The organism is Bacillus sp. B19-2, from assembly GCF_022832475.1.
GTDB lineage: Bacteria > Bacillota > Bacilli > Bacillales > Bacillaceae > Bacillus > Bacillus paralicheniformis.
The window spans coordinates 724,704-739,473 of sequence record NZ_JALHKQ010000002.1; the positions used below are offsets into that span (position 1 = coordinate 724,704).

Annotated in this window: 14 protein-coding genes and 1 other RNA gene; 9 read left to right on the top strand and 6 right to left on the bottom strand. The window is 44.9% G+C overall.

Going from position 1 to position 14,770, the window contains the following annotated elements:
- Positions 1 to 13 precede the first annotated feature (13 nt).
- Both MST20_RS10780 and MST20_RS10785 read right to left on the bottom strand, forming a co-directional pair.
- Positions 14 to 412, bottom strand: a complete 399-nt coding sequence (locus MST20_RS10780) for a helix-turn-helix domain-containing protein (protein WP_243942092.1) — start codon at positions 410 to 412, stop codon at positions 14 to 16.
- A 172-nt stretch (positions 413 to 584) separates the two neighbouring features.
- Positions 585 to 986, bottom strand: a complete 402-nt coding sequence (locus tag MST20_RS10785) for a transcriptional regulator (protein ID WP_020452987.1) — start codon at positions 984 to 986, stop codon at positions 585 to 587.
- 152 nt (positions 987 to 1,138) lie between these two features.
- Between MST20_RS10785 and MST20_RS10790 the strand changes: the two genes are divergently transcribed.
- From MST20_RS10790 to ssrA, 7 genes are all read left to right on the top strand, one after another.
- Positions 1,139 to 1,372 carry a helix-turn-helix domain-containing protein gene (locus tag MST20_RS10790; RefSeq protein ID WP_164470226.1) on the top strand — a complete coding sequence of 78 codons (234 nt, stop codon included), beginning with the start codon at positions 1,139 to 1,141 and terminating at the stop codon, positions 1,370 to 1,372.
- A gap of 28 nt (positions 1,373 to 1,400) precedes the next feature.
- A complete protein-coding gene (locus MST20_RS10795) occupies positions 1,401 to 1,685 on the top strand; it encodes an AbrB/MazE/SpoVT family DNA-binding domain-containing protein (RefSeq protein WP_105979765.1) in 285 nt (94 codons plus the stop codon).
- A 169-nt stretch (positions 1,686 to 1,854) separates the two neighbouring features.
- Positions 1,855 to 2,085, top strand: a complete 231-nt coding sequence (gene secG, locus MST20_RS10800; protein WP_003185418.1) for a preprotein translocase subunit SecG — start codon at positions 1,855 to 1,857, stop codon at positions 2,083 to 2,085.
- A 140-nt stretch (positions 2,086 to 2,225) separates the two neighbouring features.
- Positions 2,226 to 2,972 (top strand): alpha/beta hydrolase, encoded by a 747-nt coding sequence (locus MST20_RS10805; protein ID WP_075751411.1) that lies wholly within the window; start codon positions 2,226 to 2,228, stop codon positions 2,970 to 2,972.
- Between the two features lie 13 nt (positions 2,973 to 2,985).
- A complete protein-coding gene (gene rnr / locus MST20_RS10810; protein ID WP_243942094.1) occupies positions 2,986 to 5,289 on the top strand; it encodes a ribonuclease R in 2,304 nt (767 codons plus the stop codon).
- Positions 5,290 to 5,404: 115 nt separating this feature from the next.
- Entirely contained in the window at positions 5,405 to 5,878 is a 474-nt protein-coding gene (smpB, locus tag MST20_RS10815) for an SsrA-binding protein SmpB (RefSeq protein WP_009329604.1), read from the top strand.
- 116 nt (positions 5,879 to 5,994) lie between these two features.
- Positions 5,995 to 6,351, top strand: a transfer-messenger RNA (tmRNA) gene (gene ssrA, locus MST20_RS10820).
- Positions 6,352 to 6,640: 289 nt separating this feature from the next.
- Here the strand turns inward: ssrA and MST20_RS10825 are convergent.
- The 3 genes from MST20_RS10825 to MST20_RS10835 all read right to left on the bottom strand — a co-directional run bounded on the left by MST20_RS10825 (position 6,641) and on the right by MST20_RS10835 (position 9,176).
- Positions 6,641 to 6,943: a contact-dependent growth inhibition system immunity protein gene (locus tag MST20_RS10825; RefSeq protein ID WP_243942096.1), complete on the bottom strand. Its 303-nt coding sequence runs from the start codon at positions 6,941 to 6,943 to the stop codon at positions 6,641 to 6,643.
- 16 nt (positions 6,944 to 6,959) lie between these two features.
- On the bottom strand, positions 6,960 to 8,546 hold the full coding sequence (locus tag MST20_RS10830; RefSeq protein WP_243942099.1) for a ribonuclease YeeF family protein: 1,587 nt from the start codon (positions 8,544 to 8,546) through the stop codon (positions 6,960 to 6,962).
- Between the two features lie 87 nt (positions 8,547 to 8,633).
- Complete coding sequence (locus MST20_RS10835; protein ID WP_243942101.1) at positions 8,634 to 9,176, bottom strand: YcxB family protein; 543 nt, start codon at positions 9,174 to 9,176, stop codon at positions 8,634 to 8,636.
- A 1,034-nt stretch (positions 9,177 to 10,210) separates the two neighbouring features.
- Here MST20_RS10835 and MST20_RS10840 point away from each other — a divergent pair.
- On the top strand, positions 10,211 to 11,758 hold the full coding sequence (locus tag MST20_RS10840; RefSeq protein WP_243942103.1) for a glycoside hydrolase family 43 protein: 1,548 nt from the start codon (positions 10,211 to 10,213) through the stop codon (positions 11,756 to 11,758).
- A 105-nt stretch (positions 11,759 to 11,863) separates the two neighbouring features.
- Positions 11,864 to 13,087 carry a glucuronoarabinoxylan endo-1,4-beta-xylanase XynC gene (gene xynC, locus MST20_RS10845; protein WP_243942563.1) on the top strand — a complete coding sequence of 408 codons (1,224 nt, stop codon included), beginning with the start codon at positions 11,864 to 11,866 and terminating at the stop codon, positions 13,085 to 13,087.
- A 176-nt stretch (positions 13,088 to 13,263) separates the two neighbouring features.
- Here the strand turns inward: xynC and MST20_RS10850 are convergent, their stop codons facing one another.
- Complete coding sequence (locus tag MST20_RS10850; protein WP_243942105.1) at positions 13,264 to 14,709, bottom strand: alpha/beta hydrolase family protein; 1,446 nt, start codon at positions 14,707 to 14,709, stop codon at positions 13,264 to 13,266.
- Positions 14,710 to 14,770 lie beyond the last annotated feature (61 nt).

A 14,770-nucleotide genomic window follows, 5' to 3' on the forward strand; every position in this document is an offset into this window, starting at 1 on the left:
GAAATTCGGCTTTTTATGATTGGCGCTTTTTCGCTTCATTCACCAAAAAATGAAAGTACTGTTCGAGGTTGAGCAGGTCTTCGCGGGACAAACAGTCCCATTTTCCGGGCTCAAACAGCCACAGATCTTCGACGCCGTGCTTGGCCGCGATGTCCTGCATCGTGACATAGCCGCGCGGCTGTTCGCGAACCTCGTCAGCCCTCATATAACCGGCGATATCCATGAGCTGCTCGTACGGCATTTTCAGAGCATCGGCCAATTTCCTGATTGTCGCGGGCTTCGGAACGCCGCGGTGGCCGTTTTCGATTCTGGAAATGGCTGCGGCGCTCACACCGGCATAAATGGCAAGCTGATTAACCGACAGGCTTCTTTGTTCCCTCAGCTCTTTGAGCCGCTCGCCGAACATTGTCATCGCCATCCCCCCCGCAAATTCATGATATGAACATTTTAATATAAATATTGACTAAAGGAAACACTTCGGCAGGAAAAACATTGACAAAAGTTAACATAAGGGATAAAATAACAGCAGGGTCGAAAACAGACGATAATGATAAAAAGGGGGGCGTGCGCTGCGGAGAAGGTATTCAGTTTTTGTTTCGGCTGCTTGCTTCCTGCACGAGAAAGTCGAAATATTTGTCCAGGTTTTCGATGTCTTTCTTTGAAAGCACCTTCCACTTTTCGCTGTCAAACAGAGAAAGGTCCTCTAAATCGTACTGTGAAACGATGTCGTAAATGGAATCGTAGCTGCTTCTTGCTTCCTGGACTGTAGACGCGCTGATATAGCCTGCAGATGCCATCAGTTCCTCATACGGAACTTTCAAAGCGTCCGCCAGTTTTCTGATCGTCGCCGGCTTCGGCACGCCGCGCTTTCCGTTTTCAATTCGCGAAATGCCGGCCGAACTGACGCCGGAATACATCGCCAGCTGATTGACGGTCAGTTTTTTCCGTTCTCTTAATTGTCGTAAATGGTATCCAAAGTTCGTCATGGCCAAAACCTCGCAATCTCTTATTATAAAATATTTTAGTACGAATATTGCCTATAGGAAACATATGGATGATAAAAGTATTGACAAAAGTTAACAAATCATTTATGTTCAATATAGACAAAAAGAAACATAAGAGATTAGAAAGGGGAGTAATCATGGTAAAAAAGATTCATATCAAAAGAGATTTTGTTCTTCAGTATATGATTGAACACAATCTCTCCTTAAATCAGCTTGCCATTGAAATCGGCGTATCCCCGGCGACTCTGAGCAGAGTTTTAAATGGCGAAAGGAGGCCCGGACAGCTTGTGATCGGAAAGATGATTCAGTATTTCAACAAAAAATTTGAAGATCTCTTTTATTATAAAGATGTTGACAAATGTCAATAAACAAAGGAAAAAAGGAGGCTTTTCAAACGTGAAAAATACGGGAATTGTCCGGAGAATCGATGAGCTCGGCAGAGTCGTTCTCCCGGTCGAAATGCGCAGGGTGCTGAATATCAATGAAAAGGACCCGCTCGAAATATACACCGACGGAGAAAACATCATTTTGACAAAATACGCCGCCAACATGGCATGCTTGATGACCGGCGACATTACCACGAAAAATAAAACGTATGCGGGCGGCAAAATCGTACTCAGCCCGCGGGGAGCGGAAATGCTGCTGGAAGATATGATGGCGGCCTTGTCAGAAAAGTTATAAATGTGATTACATATTCCGCCTGATAGGGAGCATAGCCGTTCCTTTTTTTGTATACCTTATTCAGGCGCTGGGAAAAAATAAAAAAAGCTGTTCGAAACGCTCGTGACATGCGCTTGCTTTTCATGTAAAATAAAACTATTGTCAGCCAGTTTGTCTGGAGGTGTAGGTTATGGCCGCATTTTTAACGGTCTTATTAGTGATTGTAAGTATCGTACTGATCGTTGTCGTTTTACTGCAATCCGGCAAAAGCGCCGGATTATCAGGCGCGATTTCCGGCGGGGCCGAGCAGCTTTTCGGAAAGCAGAAAGCAAGAGGACTTGATTTGATTCTCCACCGGATGACGGTCGTTTTAACCGTGCTTTTCTTTTTCTTAACGATTGCGCTTGCTTACTTTGTATAAGACAATGAAGCATGAGGTCTGATGTTCAAGTCAGGCCTTTTTCCTATTTGCAGGTCTTTGTATGACGGGACCGGCCGATTGATAAAGTTTGTTTCAAGACTAAACGTGGAAGAATACATATGAAAAGGAGACAGTGAATCATGAAAATCGTCAAACCACAACCTTTCACATTTAAAGGCGGAAAAAAAGCCGTCCTGCTGCTGCACGGATTTACGGGCAACACGGCGGACGTGAGAATGCTCGGAAGATATTTGAATGAAAAAGGTTACACATGCCATGCGCCCCAATATAAAGGCCACGGCGTGCCTCCGGAAGAACTTCTCTCCACAGGTCCGGAAGACTGGTGGAAAGACGTCATGGACGGGTATGAATATCTGAAATCGGAAGGGTATGAACAAATCGCGGCTTGCGGTCTGTCTCTCGGAGGAGTTTTTTCATTGAAATTGGGTTACACTGTACCCATAAAGGGAATTGTTCCAATGTGCGCGCCGATGTATATCAAAAGCGAAGAGACGATGTACGAGGGTGTGCTTGAGTATGCCCGCAATTATAAGAAATTTGAAGGCAAGACAGCGGAACAGATTGACGCTGAGATGGAAGAATTCAAAAAAACGCCGATGAACACGTTGAAAGCACTGCAGGATTTGATTGCCGATGTCAGAGAGCATGTGGACATGATCTATTCGCCTACATTTGTCGTGCAGGCGCGCCACGATCATATGATTAATACGGACAGCGCGAACATCATCTACAATGAAGTTGAAACGGATGATAAGCAGCTGAAATGGTATGAAGAATCCGGTCATGCCATCACATTGGATAAAGAACGCGAAACACTGCACAAGGATGTGTATCAATTTTTAGAAACGCTGGATTGGCAGACATAAGGAGGTCTGGTTAGTGGAAAAAGAAGAATTTATGGATAAGCTTCTCTCCTTTATGAAAGAAGAAGCGTATAAACCTCTTACAGTTCAGGAACTGGAAGAGATGCTGGATATCACCGATTCTGACGAATACAAAGAGCTTGTCAAAGCTCTTGTTACCCTTGAAGAAAAAGGGCTTGTCGTCAGAACGAGAAGCAACCGCTACGGTTTGCCCGAAAAAATGAATTTGATCAAAGGGAAGGTGTCGGCGCACGCGAAAGGCTTCGCGTTTGTCCTCCCCGAAGATTCCTCGCTTGACGATGTCTTCATTCCGCCGTCTGAGCTGAACACGGCAATGAACGGAGATACCGTGCTTGTCCGCCTGAGTACGGAGTCCGGCGGTACAAAAAAAGAAGGGGCCATCATCCGCATCATTGAGCGCAGCATTCAGAAGATTGTCGGCACGTATACAGAGACGAAAAACTTCGGCTTCGTCATTCCCGACGATAAAAAAATCACGAATGACATCTTTATTCCGAAGCACGCCAAAAACGGCGCCGTCGAGGGGCACAAAGTCGTCGTCCGCCTGACAAGCTATCCTGAAGGCCGGATGAGTGCGGAAGGGGAAGTTATCGAGATTCTCGGCCACAAAAACGATCCCGGCATCGACATTCTTTCCATCATTCATAAGCACGGCCTCCCGGGAGACTTTCCGGCTGAGGCGATGGAACAAGCCGGCAATACGCCTGATACAATCGATGAAAAGGATCTTGAAGGCAGACGGGATCTGCGCGATCAAACGATCGTCACGATCGACGGCGCAGATGCCAAAGACTTGGACGATGCCGTTACCGTCACAAAACTCAAAAACGGCCATTATAAACTCGGCGTCCACATTGCCGATGTCAGCCATTATGTCACAGAAGGGTCTCCGATTGACCGGGAAGCGTATGAACGCGGTACGAGCGTCTATCTTGTCGACCGGGTGATTCCGATGATCCCGCACAGGCTGTCGAATGGAATCTGCTCTTTAAATCCGAAAGTCGACCGCTTGACTTTGTCGTGCGAAATGCTCATTAATCCTCAAGGGCAAGTCGTCGAACACGAAATTTTTCAAAGTGTCATTAAAACGACCGAGCGGATGACTTATTCTGACGTGAACAAAATTTTAGTCGATGATGATGAAGAGCTGAAACAGAAGTATGAGACGCTTGTCCCGATGTTTAAAGACATGGAAGACTTGGCTGCGATTCTGCGCGGCAAGCGGATGGAACGCGGAGCCGTCGACTTTGACTTCAAGGAAGCGAAGGTTCTCGTCGACGAAGAAGGAAAAGCGAAGGACGTCGTCTTGAGAGAACGGTCGACAGCAGAAAAGCTGATCGAAGAATTTATGCTTGTCGCCAATGAAACGGTTGCCGAACACTTTCATTGGATGAATGTTCCGTTTATTTACCGGATTCACGAAGATCCGGATCAGGAAAAGCTGCAGAGATTTTTGGAGTTCGTTACGACATTCGGCTATGTCGTCAAAGGGACGGCTGGAAGCATCCATCCGAAAGCGCTGCAAAGCGTGCTTGAAGAAGTCAGGGACCGTCCTGAAGAAGCCGTGATTTCGACGGTTATGCTCAGATCGATGAAACAGGCGAAATACGATCCGCAAAGCCTCGGACACTTCGGCCTGTCGACTGAATTCTACACCCATTTCACGTCACCGATTCGCCGCTATCCTGACTTGATCGTCCACAGGCTGATCAGGACGTATTTGATTCAGGGCAAGACAGACGAAGCGACAAGGGAGAAATGGGCCGAGAAACTGCCTGAGATCGCCGAGCATACGTCAAATATGGAACGCAATGCCGTAGATGCAGAGCGGGAAACGGATGATCTGAAAAAAACCGAATTTATGCTGGATAAGATCGGTGAAGAATTTGACGGCGTCATCAGCTCCGTTACGAACTTCGGCATGTTCGTCGAGTTGCCGAACACGATCGAAGGGCTTGTCCACGTCAGCTTTATGACGGACGATTTTTACCGTTATGATGAACAGCACTATGCGATGATCGGCGAGCGTACGGGCAACGTCTACCGGATCGGAGATGAGATTACGGTCCGCGTCGTTGACGTCAATAAAGACGAGCGGAACATCGATTTTGAAATCGTCGGCATGAAAGGCTCCCGCCGCCGGCAGAAGCCGGAGCCAAAACAGAAAAAGGGTCCAAAAAAGGATGCTCCATCGGCTGACAAAGGGGAATGGTTCACCAAGCCGAAAAAGAAAAAAGTAAAGAAAAAACGCGGTTTTCAAAACGCGCCGAAACAAAAACGCAAGAAAAAGAAAAAATAGACGGCACACGTCAAAAAAAGGGCGGCGAAATTGTAAGACGAACGTTCATTTGATAGAATAATACGTATTCGCCGCCCTTTCGAATGTGAGATTGAAGGCGGGAGGAGGTTGCCGTATGCCAAAGGGAGAAGGGAAGGTTGTTTCCCAAAATAAAAAAGCAAATCACGATTATTTTATAGAAGAAACATACGAAACAGGCATCGTGCTTCAAGGTACGGAAATCAAGTCCATACGCGCCGGACGGGTGAATTTAAAGGACGCGTTCGCCAAAATTGAGCGCGGAGAAGTGTTCCTTCACAATATGCACATCAGCCCGTATGAGCAGGGGAACCGCTATAATCATGATCCGTTGCGGACGAGAAAGCTTTTGATGCACCGCAAGCAGATCAATAAATTGATCGGTTTGACGAAAGAGCAGGGATACTCGCTCGTACCGCTCAAGATTTATTTGAAGAACGGCTTTGCGAAAGTGCTGCTCGGACTCGGAAAAGGGAAGAAGAAATTCGACAAACGCGAAGACTTAAAGCGCAAAGACGCCAAACGCGAAATCGAAAGAGCATTCCGCGACAGGCAAAAAGGCTTGATCTAAAGCCGGAACCCATGTTATCCTATATGAACGTGATCACAGACATTACCATTTGGAATTGACGCGTGATCTTGTTATAATAGTGATGCAGCCAGTTATCCGACTTCCTTTTCATCCAAGGGGACGTTACGGATTCGACAGGGACGGATCGAGCTTGAGTTGCGAGCCGAGAGGCGATCTCGTAAAAACGCACCTAAATATAACTGGCAAATCTAACCAGAACTTAGCACTAGCTGCCTAATTAGCGCAGCGAGCTCTTGCCCGCATCGCCTATGTGCCGGTTAAGAGCCCATAACGAAGTAGGCTACGCTTGCGCTCCCGTCTGAGTGCGCAGGAAGAGACTCTTCAGACTAGCTCTCCGAGGGCCTGCCCGCAGGCACGAAGATGAGCGAAAACTAAATATGCAGGGCTACGCTCGTAGACGCTGAAGCAATCGACGTTTCTGGACGTGGGTTCGACTCCCACCGTCTCCACCATACATATGATGGTGGTTTTTTTGTTTTTTGGGGAGTTTTGATGTTTGTGCAAGGGCGGGAACGGCTTAATGAACATATGAATGATACGGTGGAATACGTCGGGGTCATGCCATGAGATAAAGGTTTGGTTATCCGTCTTATAAGAATTTAAGAGCGTTTCTATATTCAACCTTCCCTGCGCAACTTATGTACGCTTTTCTGTTGATGGCATTTATAGGCCGAAGACCAAAGTAAAATTGAATCATTACTGAAGTAATAAAAAAGGCCTCTATTAGGGGCCTTTCAAAGTTTATTCTGCTTGTACTCTTTTCTGTATTTCTTCTGTTACACCGGTTAACCACTGTAGTGGGGTGATACCTAAAGCGGGAAAATATATGCCGTCAGCACAAGATTGAATATAATCGTTTTTTTCAGTATCAGTATACTCACTATTAATAAATTCTGTAATAAAATCGAAAGCGTCTTTTAGATATTCACAACTTTCTTCCTCTAATAATTCCTGTAAAGCTTCCTCAGGTGACTCAATATCCTGGTGAAAAGAACCTGCTAAAAATTGAAATATTGGATCTTCTGGGTTATCATAACGTAACATATTTTATCCCTCACTTTTATTTTGTTGGATAGCCAGTAAGAATGTACTCTCCATCTTTACCTTTCTTTAAAATAATCAAGGCATTAGTCATATCTTCAGGTTTTTCGGTGTTTCTTTTTACTCCGCGTCCGATAGTTTCAGTTCCTTTGTAAGGTAGTGCGAGAGTGGATTTGCTTTTTGGATTGTTCAACCAGTCTTTTATTAGTTTTTGATTACGCGAATCGTTTAACGCGCTATTGGCAACTCTCTCAGCAGTAGCTCTATCTTTAAAAGTTGATGATCCAGTGATTCTGATGTCTTTTTTTAAGCGTTGCAATAACTCCTCATCAGTTTTCCCAACATGCCTTTTGATTAAGTGACCTTTTTTAGATTCATGGGCTGCTAATCCACCGCCTGGTGCCAGAGGGCTACTGTCCCCAGGTTTAACTGTTTCTTTACTCTTCTGGGCTTTATCTACCTTAGAAACTTTCTTTCCCGCTTCTTCACCTTTAAATAACTTGAAGCCGCGCTTTCCGTACTTAAATGCCTTTCCGAAAGGGGTGACACTCAATGCGGCAATCAAACGATCACCATTATCCTTAACGATTTCGCCTGTCACAAGGTCGTATCCAAACGCTGCTCTTACTGCATCATACACACCTGTAAATTCCATCGCCGTATCGAAATATTTAGCAAAATCGCTTTTTTCCACATTCTCTGGAAGGGTGTAGGCGGGTTCTATCTTGACGATTGTATCACCATCTATGTATGCCCGGTAAAGCGTATCGTTAAATACTCTATAATCTTTTTTCAGTTCATTCAATTCCTCTTGGGTGTACTCTTTCTTGGAAACCTTTTGTGTCGCCAATTTTTTTAATCGATCTGGATCGGCGAGAGTGTTTACGTCCGCATCTTCTTTGTCTCCGACTTTTTTCAGCATGGCACCCATCGCTGTTTCTTGATTTCCACTCAATGTATCCATCTCATCCGGCTTTAAAATCGCGCCTTTTTGATAACTGGTGATTTCAATTTTGGGGCCGGTATACATCTTTTCGAGCCGCGCCATGTATCTCTGCATCGTTTCCAGGTCATTTTCAGCGGTTTTAAGAGCGTTTGTCTGTTCGCGGTCAAACGCATGCAGCTTTTCAAGAGTCGTGCTGATTTCCTTTAACGCTTTCTGATTCTGTTCATGAAAACCGCTGTCATTCAAATCCGGTAAGTCGACGATATGGCTAACTTTTGCGATTGTGGCGTTGGCCTTAGAAACCAAATGTTTTGTTGTGCGATCGGCCGCATTTAAGCCATTCTCCAGCTCGTGTTCGAGAAAGGACTGTGAAATAAATCCGTTATGGTTGGGTTCCAGGGAATTCAGCGCGCTTTTCATTTTCTTCAGCGTGGAACTGTATTCCTCTATAAAAGTATCATAGAACTGTAGAAAAGGGGTGTGGCATTCTTCATAAAAGGCACGAATGGCATCGCCGCCTTTTCCTTTTAAAGCATCATCAAGTGATGTGATGCCGTCAACGGCTTTTTTGACTTTGGCGAATTCGTCTGATTGGTGTTTTAATTGTTCCCGCGTTTGATCAATTGCATGGTGCAACGCCTGAACATCCAGAGTCTTCATGGCATTCTCCTTTAATCCATTTTGTTACAACCCCTGCTCACTTTTATGAAATGAAAATGGATATACAAAAAAGAGAAATCCATCTTCTTAAGATTGCAATTTTAATTTTTTGGCCTGTCCATATGTAGTCGCAAGCTCTCTGAAAGAATGAAGTTCATTTTCAAATGTGAAAAAACGTTTCGGTATCAAAATCAACTGGCTGCTTGACGTTTTCATGAGAATGAGGCGTTTATATTCTGTTACTGCTGTCACTTCATACCATTGAAACAACGTATCGAAATTCTTAAATTGAATCTGAATTCCTTGTGGATTGATAGTGTAAGTTCTTTTGCGTTTTAGCCGTTCATTTTTCCGATAGACAATTTGCATCCGGATATAAAAAAAACCAATTAAAAGTGAGGTTAATATGATTGAAAGTACAATCATGAGAAGTCCATTCAACAACAATTCGAGTGTTTCACTATGATAAACGGTAATCGGCATCTTCCCATCGACGGAAAACACCCAGACCAATAATAGAAAAATAAGAATAAAATAAAGGAATGCGTATTTTTTAAGCCAATAAAAAAAGAAAGATCTCATATCTTGTAATGTGTATTCTCCCTCAAGAAAGACACTGTGTTGGATCATAAGTTTACTGCACCTCAAACCTGTTTTCCTTTAATTTTAGCATAAAGTTTCATTTATTCGCAGAAATTGGCTTTTCTTTGGAATCGGCATAGCAGAGGCACCGTGTAATCGACTTAGGGATCGCTAAAAAAGGATCAGAGTGTATTATGTCGAACTTTGATTGTATATACATTCGAAAGAGCTGGCCAAAAGGAGGTCTACCATGCTCATCATTGAATCGCTAATAGGATACGTTTGTTTCTTTACTGTTAATGCCATTTATGATACATACATCAAAAAAGCCAAGACTTCGTTTGGACACTTGGCTTTGATTTCGCTTGTTCAGACTGCGATTGCTTTAAGTCTTTTCTTTATTTTCTCCTGATTATAAGAGGTTGCCGCTTTCCTCAGCGGCACTCAGCTTTTCGATCATTCCTCCGGATTCAGCTCGCTTGTCAAGTCGCCGCCCGTTCCTTAAAAAATCCAAAACATGATGATTTATAATATCTCCGCTTTTCCGTCTTCGGGGAAGCTGTAATGCTCCGCTGATTCAACTTAAACTCTTTTTCTTTCCGCGATTAAGAATCACCTCTAGGCAACGTACGGATGTCTATAAAACAACCCTATTTTTTTTTAGAAAAATGAAATTAGTTCATAAGAATCAATTTTAGATTATGAAAAAGAAATGATAAAAGACACTTAATACGCTTAAAAAATTATGGTAAGTTTTTGAAGGTGCTAAATGTAAAAGTTTGTATGATCAACGCTTATGCAAAACGGTTATTAAATATGAACTACAGGAGGGGATGCGGAGAAAGAAGAGCAAAGCTCCGGCAGATAAATCACCGGTCAGGTTATTGCGGTTGGCCAAGATTCTGAACGCGTTCTTCCGGAAGAGGGCTAGGCCCGGCTTCGCGAAGGAATAGAGCTATGAAAGAAGCTGCTTCAAGATTAGAAATCAGCCCAAAGCCGTATCGCACTTTCCAAAGACAGGGGCTTCTGCCGGAAAAATCGGCAACTCGCCTGATTTTATAGATAAAAGGAGGATGTTGGTCATGAAAATGAAGTGCGGTGCATGTTTATTGGTTCTTGTGCTATTCATGAGCTGTATACCTGGGAAATCTGTACTTGCTGCCAGCACAACCATTGCAAAACATGTAGGGAATTCAAACCCGCTTATAGACCATCATTTAGGAGCGGATCCCTTTGCGCTGACCTATAACGGAAGAGTCTACATCTATATGTCCAGTGACGATTATGAATATAACAGCAACGGAACGATTAAGGATAATTCATTTGCCAATTTGAACAAAGTGTTCGTCATCTCTTCAGCGGATATGGTGAACTGGACAGATCACGGAGCCATTCCGGTGGCAGGTGCCAACGGGGCTAATGGCGGCCGGGGGATTGCGAAATGGGCAGGCGCGTCCTGGGCCCCGTCAGTCGCAGTTAAAAAGATAAATGGTAAGGATAAATTCTTCCTTTACTTTGCAAACGGCGGCGGAGGTATCGGGGTCCTCACCGCAGACAGCCCGACCGGGCCGTGGACAGATCCGATTGGAAAAGCGTTGGTTACAACAAGTACACCGGGAATGTCCGGCGTTGTTTGGCTATTTGATCCGGCAGTGTTCGTAGATGACGATGGCACCGGTTATCTGTATGCCGGTGGAGGCATCCCCGGCGGTTCAAATCCAACGCAGGAGCAATGGGCAAATCCTAAAACAGCACGAGTCATAAAATTGGGGAACGATATGACCAGCGTTGTTGGAAGCGCGTCTGTGATTGATGCGCCTTTCATGTTTGAAGACTCGGGAATTCATAAACATAACGGAAAATATTACTATTCCTATTGCATCAATTTCAGCGGTGTGCACCCGGCCAATATACCACCGGGTGAAATCGGCTACATGACCAGCTCAAGTCCCATGGGGCCCTTTACGTATAGAGGGCATTTCCTGAAAAATCCGGGTGCATTCTTCGGGGCTGGCGGAAACAACCATCATGCTGTTTTCAATTTTAAAAACGAGTGGTATGTGGTGTACCATGCTCAAACTGTCAGTTTCGCTTTGTTCGGAGCCGGCAAAGGATATCGTTCTCCCCATATCAATAAGCTGGTCCATCTTGCAAACGGGTCCATTCAAGAGGTGGCGGCAAATTACAGGGGAGTGTTTCAGCTTGCCAATTTGAATCCGTATAACCGGGTAGAAGCTGAAACGTTTGCCTGGAATGGACGCATTTTGACGGAGAAATCCTCAGCACCCGGCGGACCGGAAAATAATCAAAACGTAACAAGCATTCATAACGGAGACTGGATTGCTGTAGGAAATGCTGACTTCGGCACGCGCGGAGCGAGGACATTTAAAGCCAATGTCGCTTCTACTGCAGGCGGTAAAATTGAAGTCCGTCTCGACAGTGTAACAGGTAAGCTTGTGGGAACTCTGAATGTACCTTCCACAGGCGGAGCGCAAACTTGGAGAGAAATAGAAACGACTGTGAGCAGCGCAACCGGTGTTCACAACGTCTATTTTGTATTTACCGGAAACAGTTCAGGCAACTTGTTTAATTTTGATTACTGGCAGTTTACACAAAATGAGCACCGGTAACAGCAAAAGGTGGTCTCAGAAGGGTTTTCATATACCACTACCACAACAATGAGAGGATGAAAGCATGTGAAAAAAATAATTTGTGTATTGTTGGCATATGTAACGATGCTGTCGCTCATGTTAACCGGGCCTGCCGCTTCTGAAGTTTCAGCAGCCAGTGACGCAACAGTTCGTCTATCTGCAGAAAAACAAGTGATTCGCGGTTTTGGAGGGATGAATCACCCGGCTTGGATCGGGGATCTTACAGCAGCTCAAAGAGAAACCGCCTTTGGCAATGGACAGAATCAGTTAGGCTTTTCAATTTTAAGAATTCATGTTGATGAAAATAGAAACAATTGGTACAGAGAAGTGGAGACGGCAAAGAGTGCGATCAAACACGGAGCAATCGTTTTTGCTTCTCCCTGGAATCCGCCAAGCGATATGGTTGAGACTTTCAATCGGAATGGAGACACATCACCTAAACGGCTGAGATACGATAAGTACGCCGCATACGCGAAGCATCTTAACGACTTTGTTACCTTCATGAAAAATAATGGCGTGAATCTGTATGCGATTTCCGTCCAAAACGAGCCTGATTACGCACACGACTGGACGTGGTGGACACCGCAAGAAATACTTCGCTTTATGAAAGAGAACGCCGGCTCGATTAATGCCCGTGTCATCGCGCCTGAGTCGTTTCAATACTTAAAAAATATATCGGATCCGATTTTGAATGATCCAAAGGCGCTTGCCAATATGGATATTCTTGGCGCTCATCTTTATGGTACACAGCTTAACAATTTCGCTTATCCACTGTTCAAACAAAGAGGAGCAGGAAAAGATCTTTGGATGACGGAAGTATATTATCCGAACAGTGACAATAATTCTGCGGACCGCTGGCCTGAGGCATTGGATGTTTCGCACCATATTCACAATTCGATGGTAGAGGGAGATTTTCAGGCTTATGTATGGTGGTACATCCGCAGATCATACGGTCCTATGAAAGAAGACGGTACGATCAGCAAGCGCGGTTACAATATGGCTCATTTCTCGAAGTTTGTCCGTCCCGGTTATGTCAGGGTTGATGCGACAAAGAGCCCCGCTTCAAACGTTTACGTATCTGCCTATAAAGGTGACAACAAAGTCGTTATAGTCGCCATTAATAAAAACAACTCAGGGGTTAACCAAAACTTCGTTCTGCAGAATGGATCTGTTTCTCAAGTATCCAGATGGATCACGAGCAGCAGCAGCAACCTTCAACCGGGAACGAATCTCAATGTAACAGACAATCATTTTTGGGCACATCTTCCGGCTCAGAGTGTGACAACATTTGTCGCTAACCTCCGCTAATATTAACGACGCCGCGCATGAAGCGGAGTTACAAGCCGCACAGTTCCGATATGCCGAGCTTAGCGGCTATTTAGTGAAAAGGCATACGAAAAATATTTAGTTCTCTCAATCCAGGGTGTATCTGTTAATGAGACAAAGAGGGTGCCGCCGCCGGCACCCTTTCTGTCGTTTTCGGTTTATTCCTTCGGAAACTTTACCTCCGGATATGACGGATTCGGCTTGCTGATAAAGCCGCCGCCGGTTTCTTTTAGATGCTTGTTGAAAAAATCCAAAACGTACCGGTTCACGATATCCGCGCTTCGTTCGCCGTCGATGTCGCCCGTCATGCCGAGCTGCTTCAAAAGTTTTGAATAAAGCTGCAAGTCGGTGAAGTTGTAATGCTCCGTTCCTTCAATATACACCATTGACGCTTGATCAATGATTTTGTATTCCTTTTTTCGTTCCTCAATCATCTTGTTGAATTCTTCTTTCGTTAAACCCGAATTTTTGATTTCTTCATCAGAAATTTTTCCGCTGAGCGCCTTGTCTTTAATGTTCATAAAGCTGCTCGATTCCATGAATAGAAACGGCTTTGAAATCGCCTGCTTGCCGTTGACATTGTACAGTGAACCGTCCATGTTGATTCCGGCTTTAATTTTGGGATTTGAATATGCGGCGTTAAACGCCGTGGCGCCGCCGAATGAGTGACCCATCATCCCGATGTTGCCCATATCGAGTTTTCCATTAAAGGCATCGCGATTCAGCTGATCCAACTGGTTGATGACAAAGTCGGCGTCCTGCGTCCAAATGTTCCCGAGCTTGCTGCTGTTTTCGGAAACTCCGTTCATATATCGCTCGGTTGTTAAGCCTGTCATCCGTCCGTCTGGAAAAGCCGTTGCCATCGTACTGTACGTATGATCGATCGCCACTGCGACAAACCCATGGCTTGCCAGATGTTCGGCTTGGGAAGCGTGCAGCAGCCGGCTTGTTCCGAAGCCGTGGCTGATTACGACGACTGGATATCGGGCTTCAGCTGATGAGATCGCAACGTTTTCGTATGAGTTTGTTTTGATGCAGCGCCAATAGTCCAAAGCAAACGGGGGAAGGCCGAATCCATCTGCGAACTTCTCGATATATTCGTGAAATGTGCTTGCGTCTTCGGGAAAGAGAGGTGCCCGTTTCTGTCCATGCAAACCTTGGGCGGGGTACCATACTTGGACCATCAGTTCTCTTTTATCGTGCGGATTTTTTGTCAGCGTTTCTTCTCTGTCGCGGTCGGTCAAATGAAACGTCTTCGTCCCGACCGAATAAACGCCGTCAGGCTTAGGCAAATCGAAAACGGGCAGGTATACGGACAGGAAGACGGAGACCGCCAGCATGGCGAATGTTAGAACATACAAGCCATATTTCAGCGGCTTCCACATCTTGATTTGAAGCCTTTTTCCGAAGATCGCGATAAAGGCGAGGGCGGCGGAGATCAGATAGATCAAAACCATTTGCCATCTGTATCCCTCAAAAAAAAGCTGTCCCGCCAACACGCCAATACTCGTAAATCCGGCTGCCGACGCAAGCTTTCTCGGCATTTTTTGCTGAAACAGCATGACAAAAGATAGAATCGTTAATAATATTTCGAAAATTCTCATGTTTTTCTCCCTTATGTAAGATGTTGGTGGTCTTATACATAACGAATGTGTGGTTTGATTG

Bases quoted from the DNA above. Each gene is read 5' to 3' on its own strand.
- MST20_RS10780 (WP_243942092.1), bottom strand. From the start codon at position 412: ATGACAATGTTCGGCGAGCGGCTCAAAGAGCTGAGGGAACAAAGAAGC.
- MST20_RS10785 (WP_020452987.1), bottom strand. From the start codon at position 986: ATGACGAACTTTGGATACCATTTACGACAATTAAGAGAACGGAAAAAA.
- secG (WP_003185418.1), top strand. From the start codon at position 1,855: ATGGCCGCATTTTTAACGGTCTTATTAGTGATTGTAAGTATCGTACTG.
- MST20_RS10805 (WP_075751411.1), top strand. From the start codon at position 2,226: ATGAAAATCGTCAAACCACAACCTTTCACATTTAAAGGCGGAAAAAAA.
- smpB (WP_009329604.1), top strand. From the start codon at position 5,405: ATGCCAAAGGGAGAAGGGAAGGTTGTTTCCCAAAATAAAAAAGCAAAT.
- MST20_RS10825 (WP_243942096.1), bottom strand. From the start codon at position 6,943: ATGTTACGTTATGATAACCCAGAAGATCCAATATTTCAATTTTTAGCA.
- MST20_RS10830 (WP_243942099.1), bottom strand. From the start codon at position 8,546: ATGAAGACTCTGGATGTTCAGGCGTTGCACCATGCAATTGATCAAACG.
- MST20_RS10835 (WP_243942101.1), bottom strand. From the start codon at position 9,176: ATGATCCAACACAGTGTCTTTCTTGAGGGAGAATACACATTACAAGAT.
- MST20_RS10840 (WP_243942103.1), top strand. From the start codon at position 10,211: ATGAAAATGAAGTGCGGTGCATGTTTATTGGTTCTTGTGCTATTCATG.
- xynC (WP_243942563.1), top strand. From the start codon at position 11,864: ATGCTGTCGCTCATGTTAACCGGGCCTGCCGCTTCTGAAGTTTCAGCA.
- MST20_RS10850 (WP_243942105.1), bottom strand. From the start codon at position 14,709: ATGAGAATTTTCGAAATATTATTAACGATTCTATCTTTTGTCATGCTG.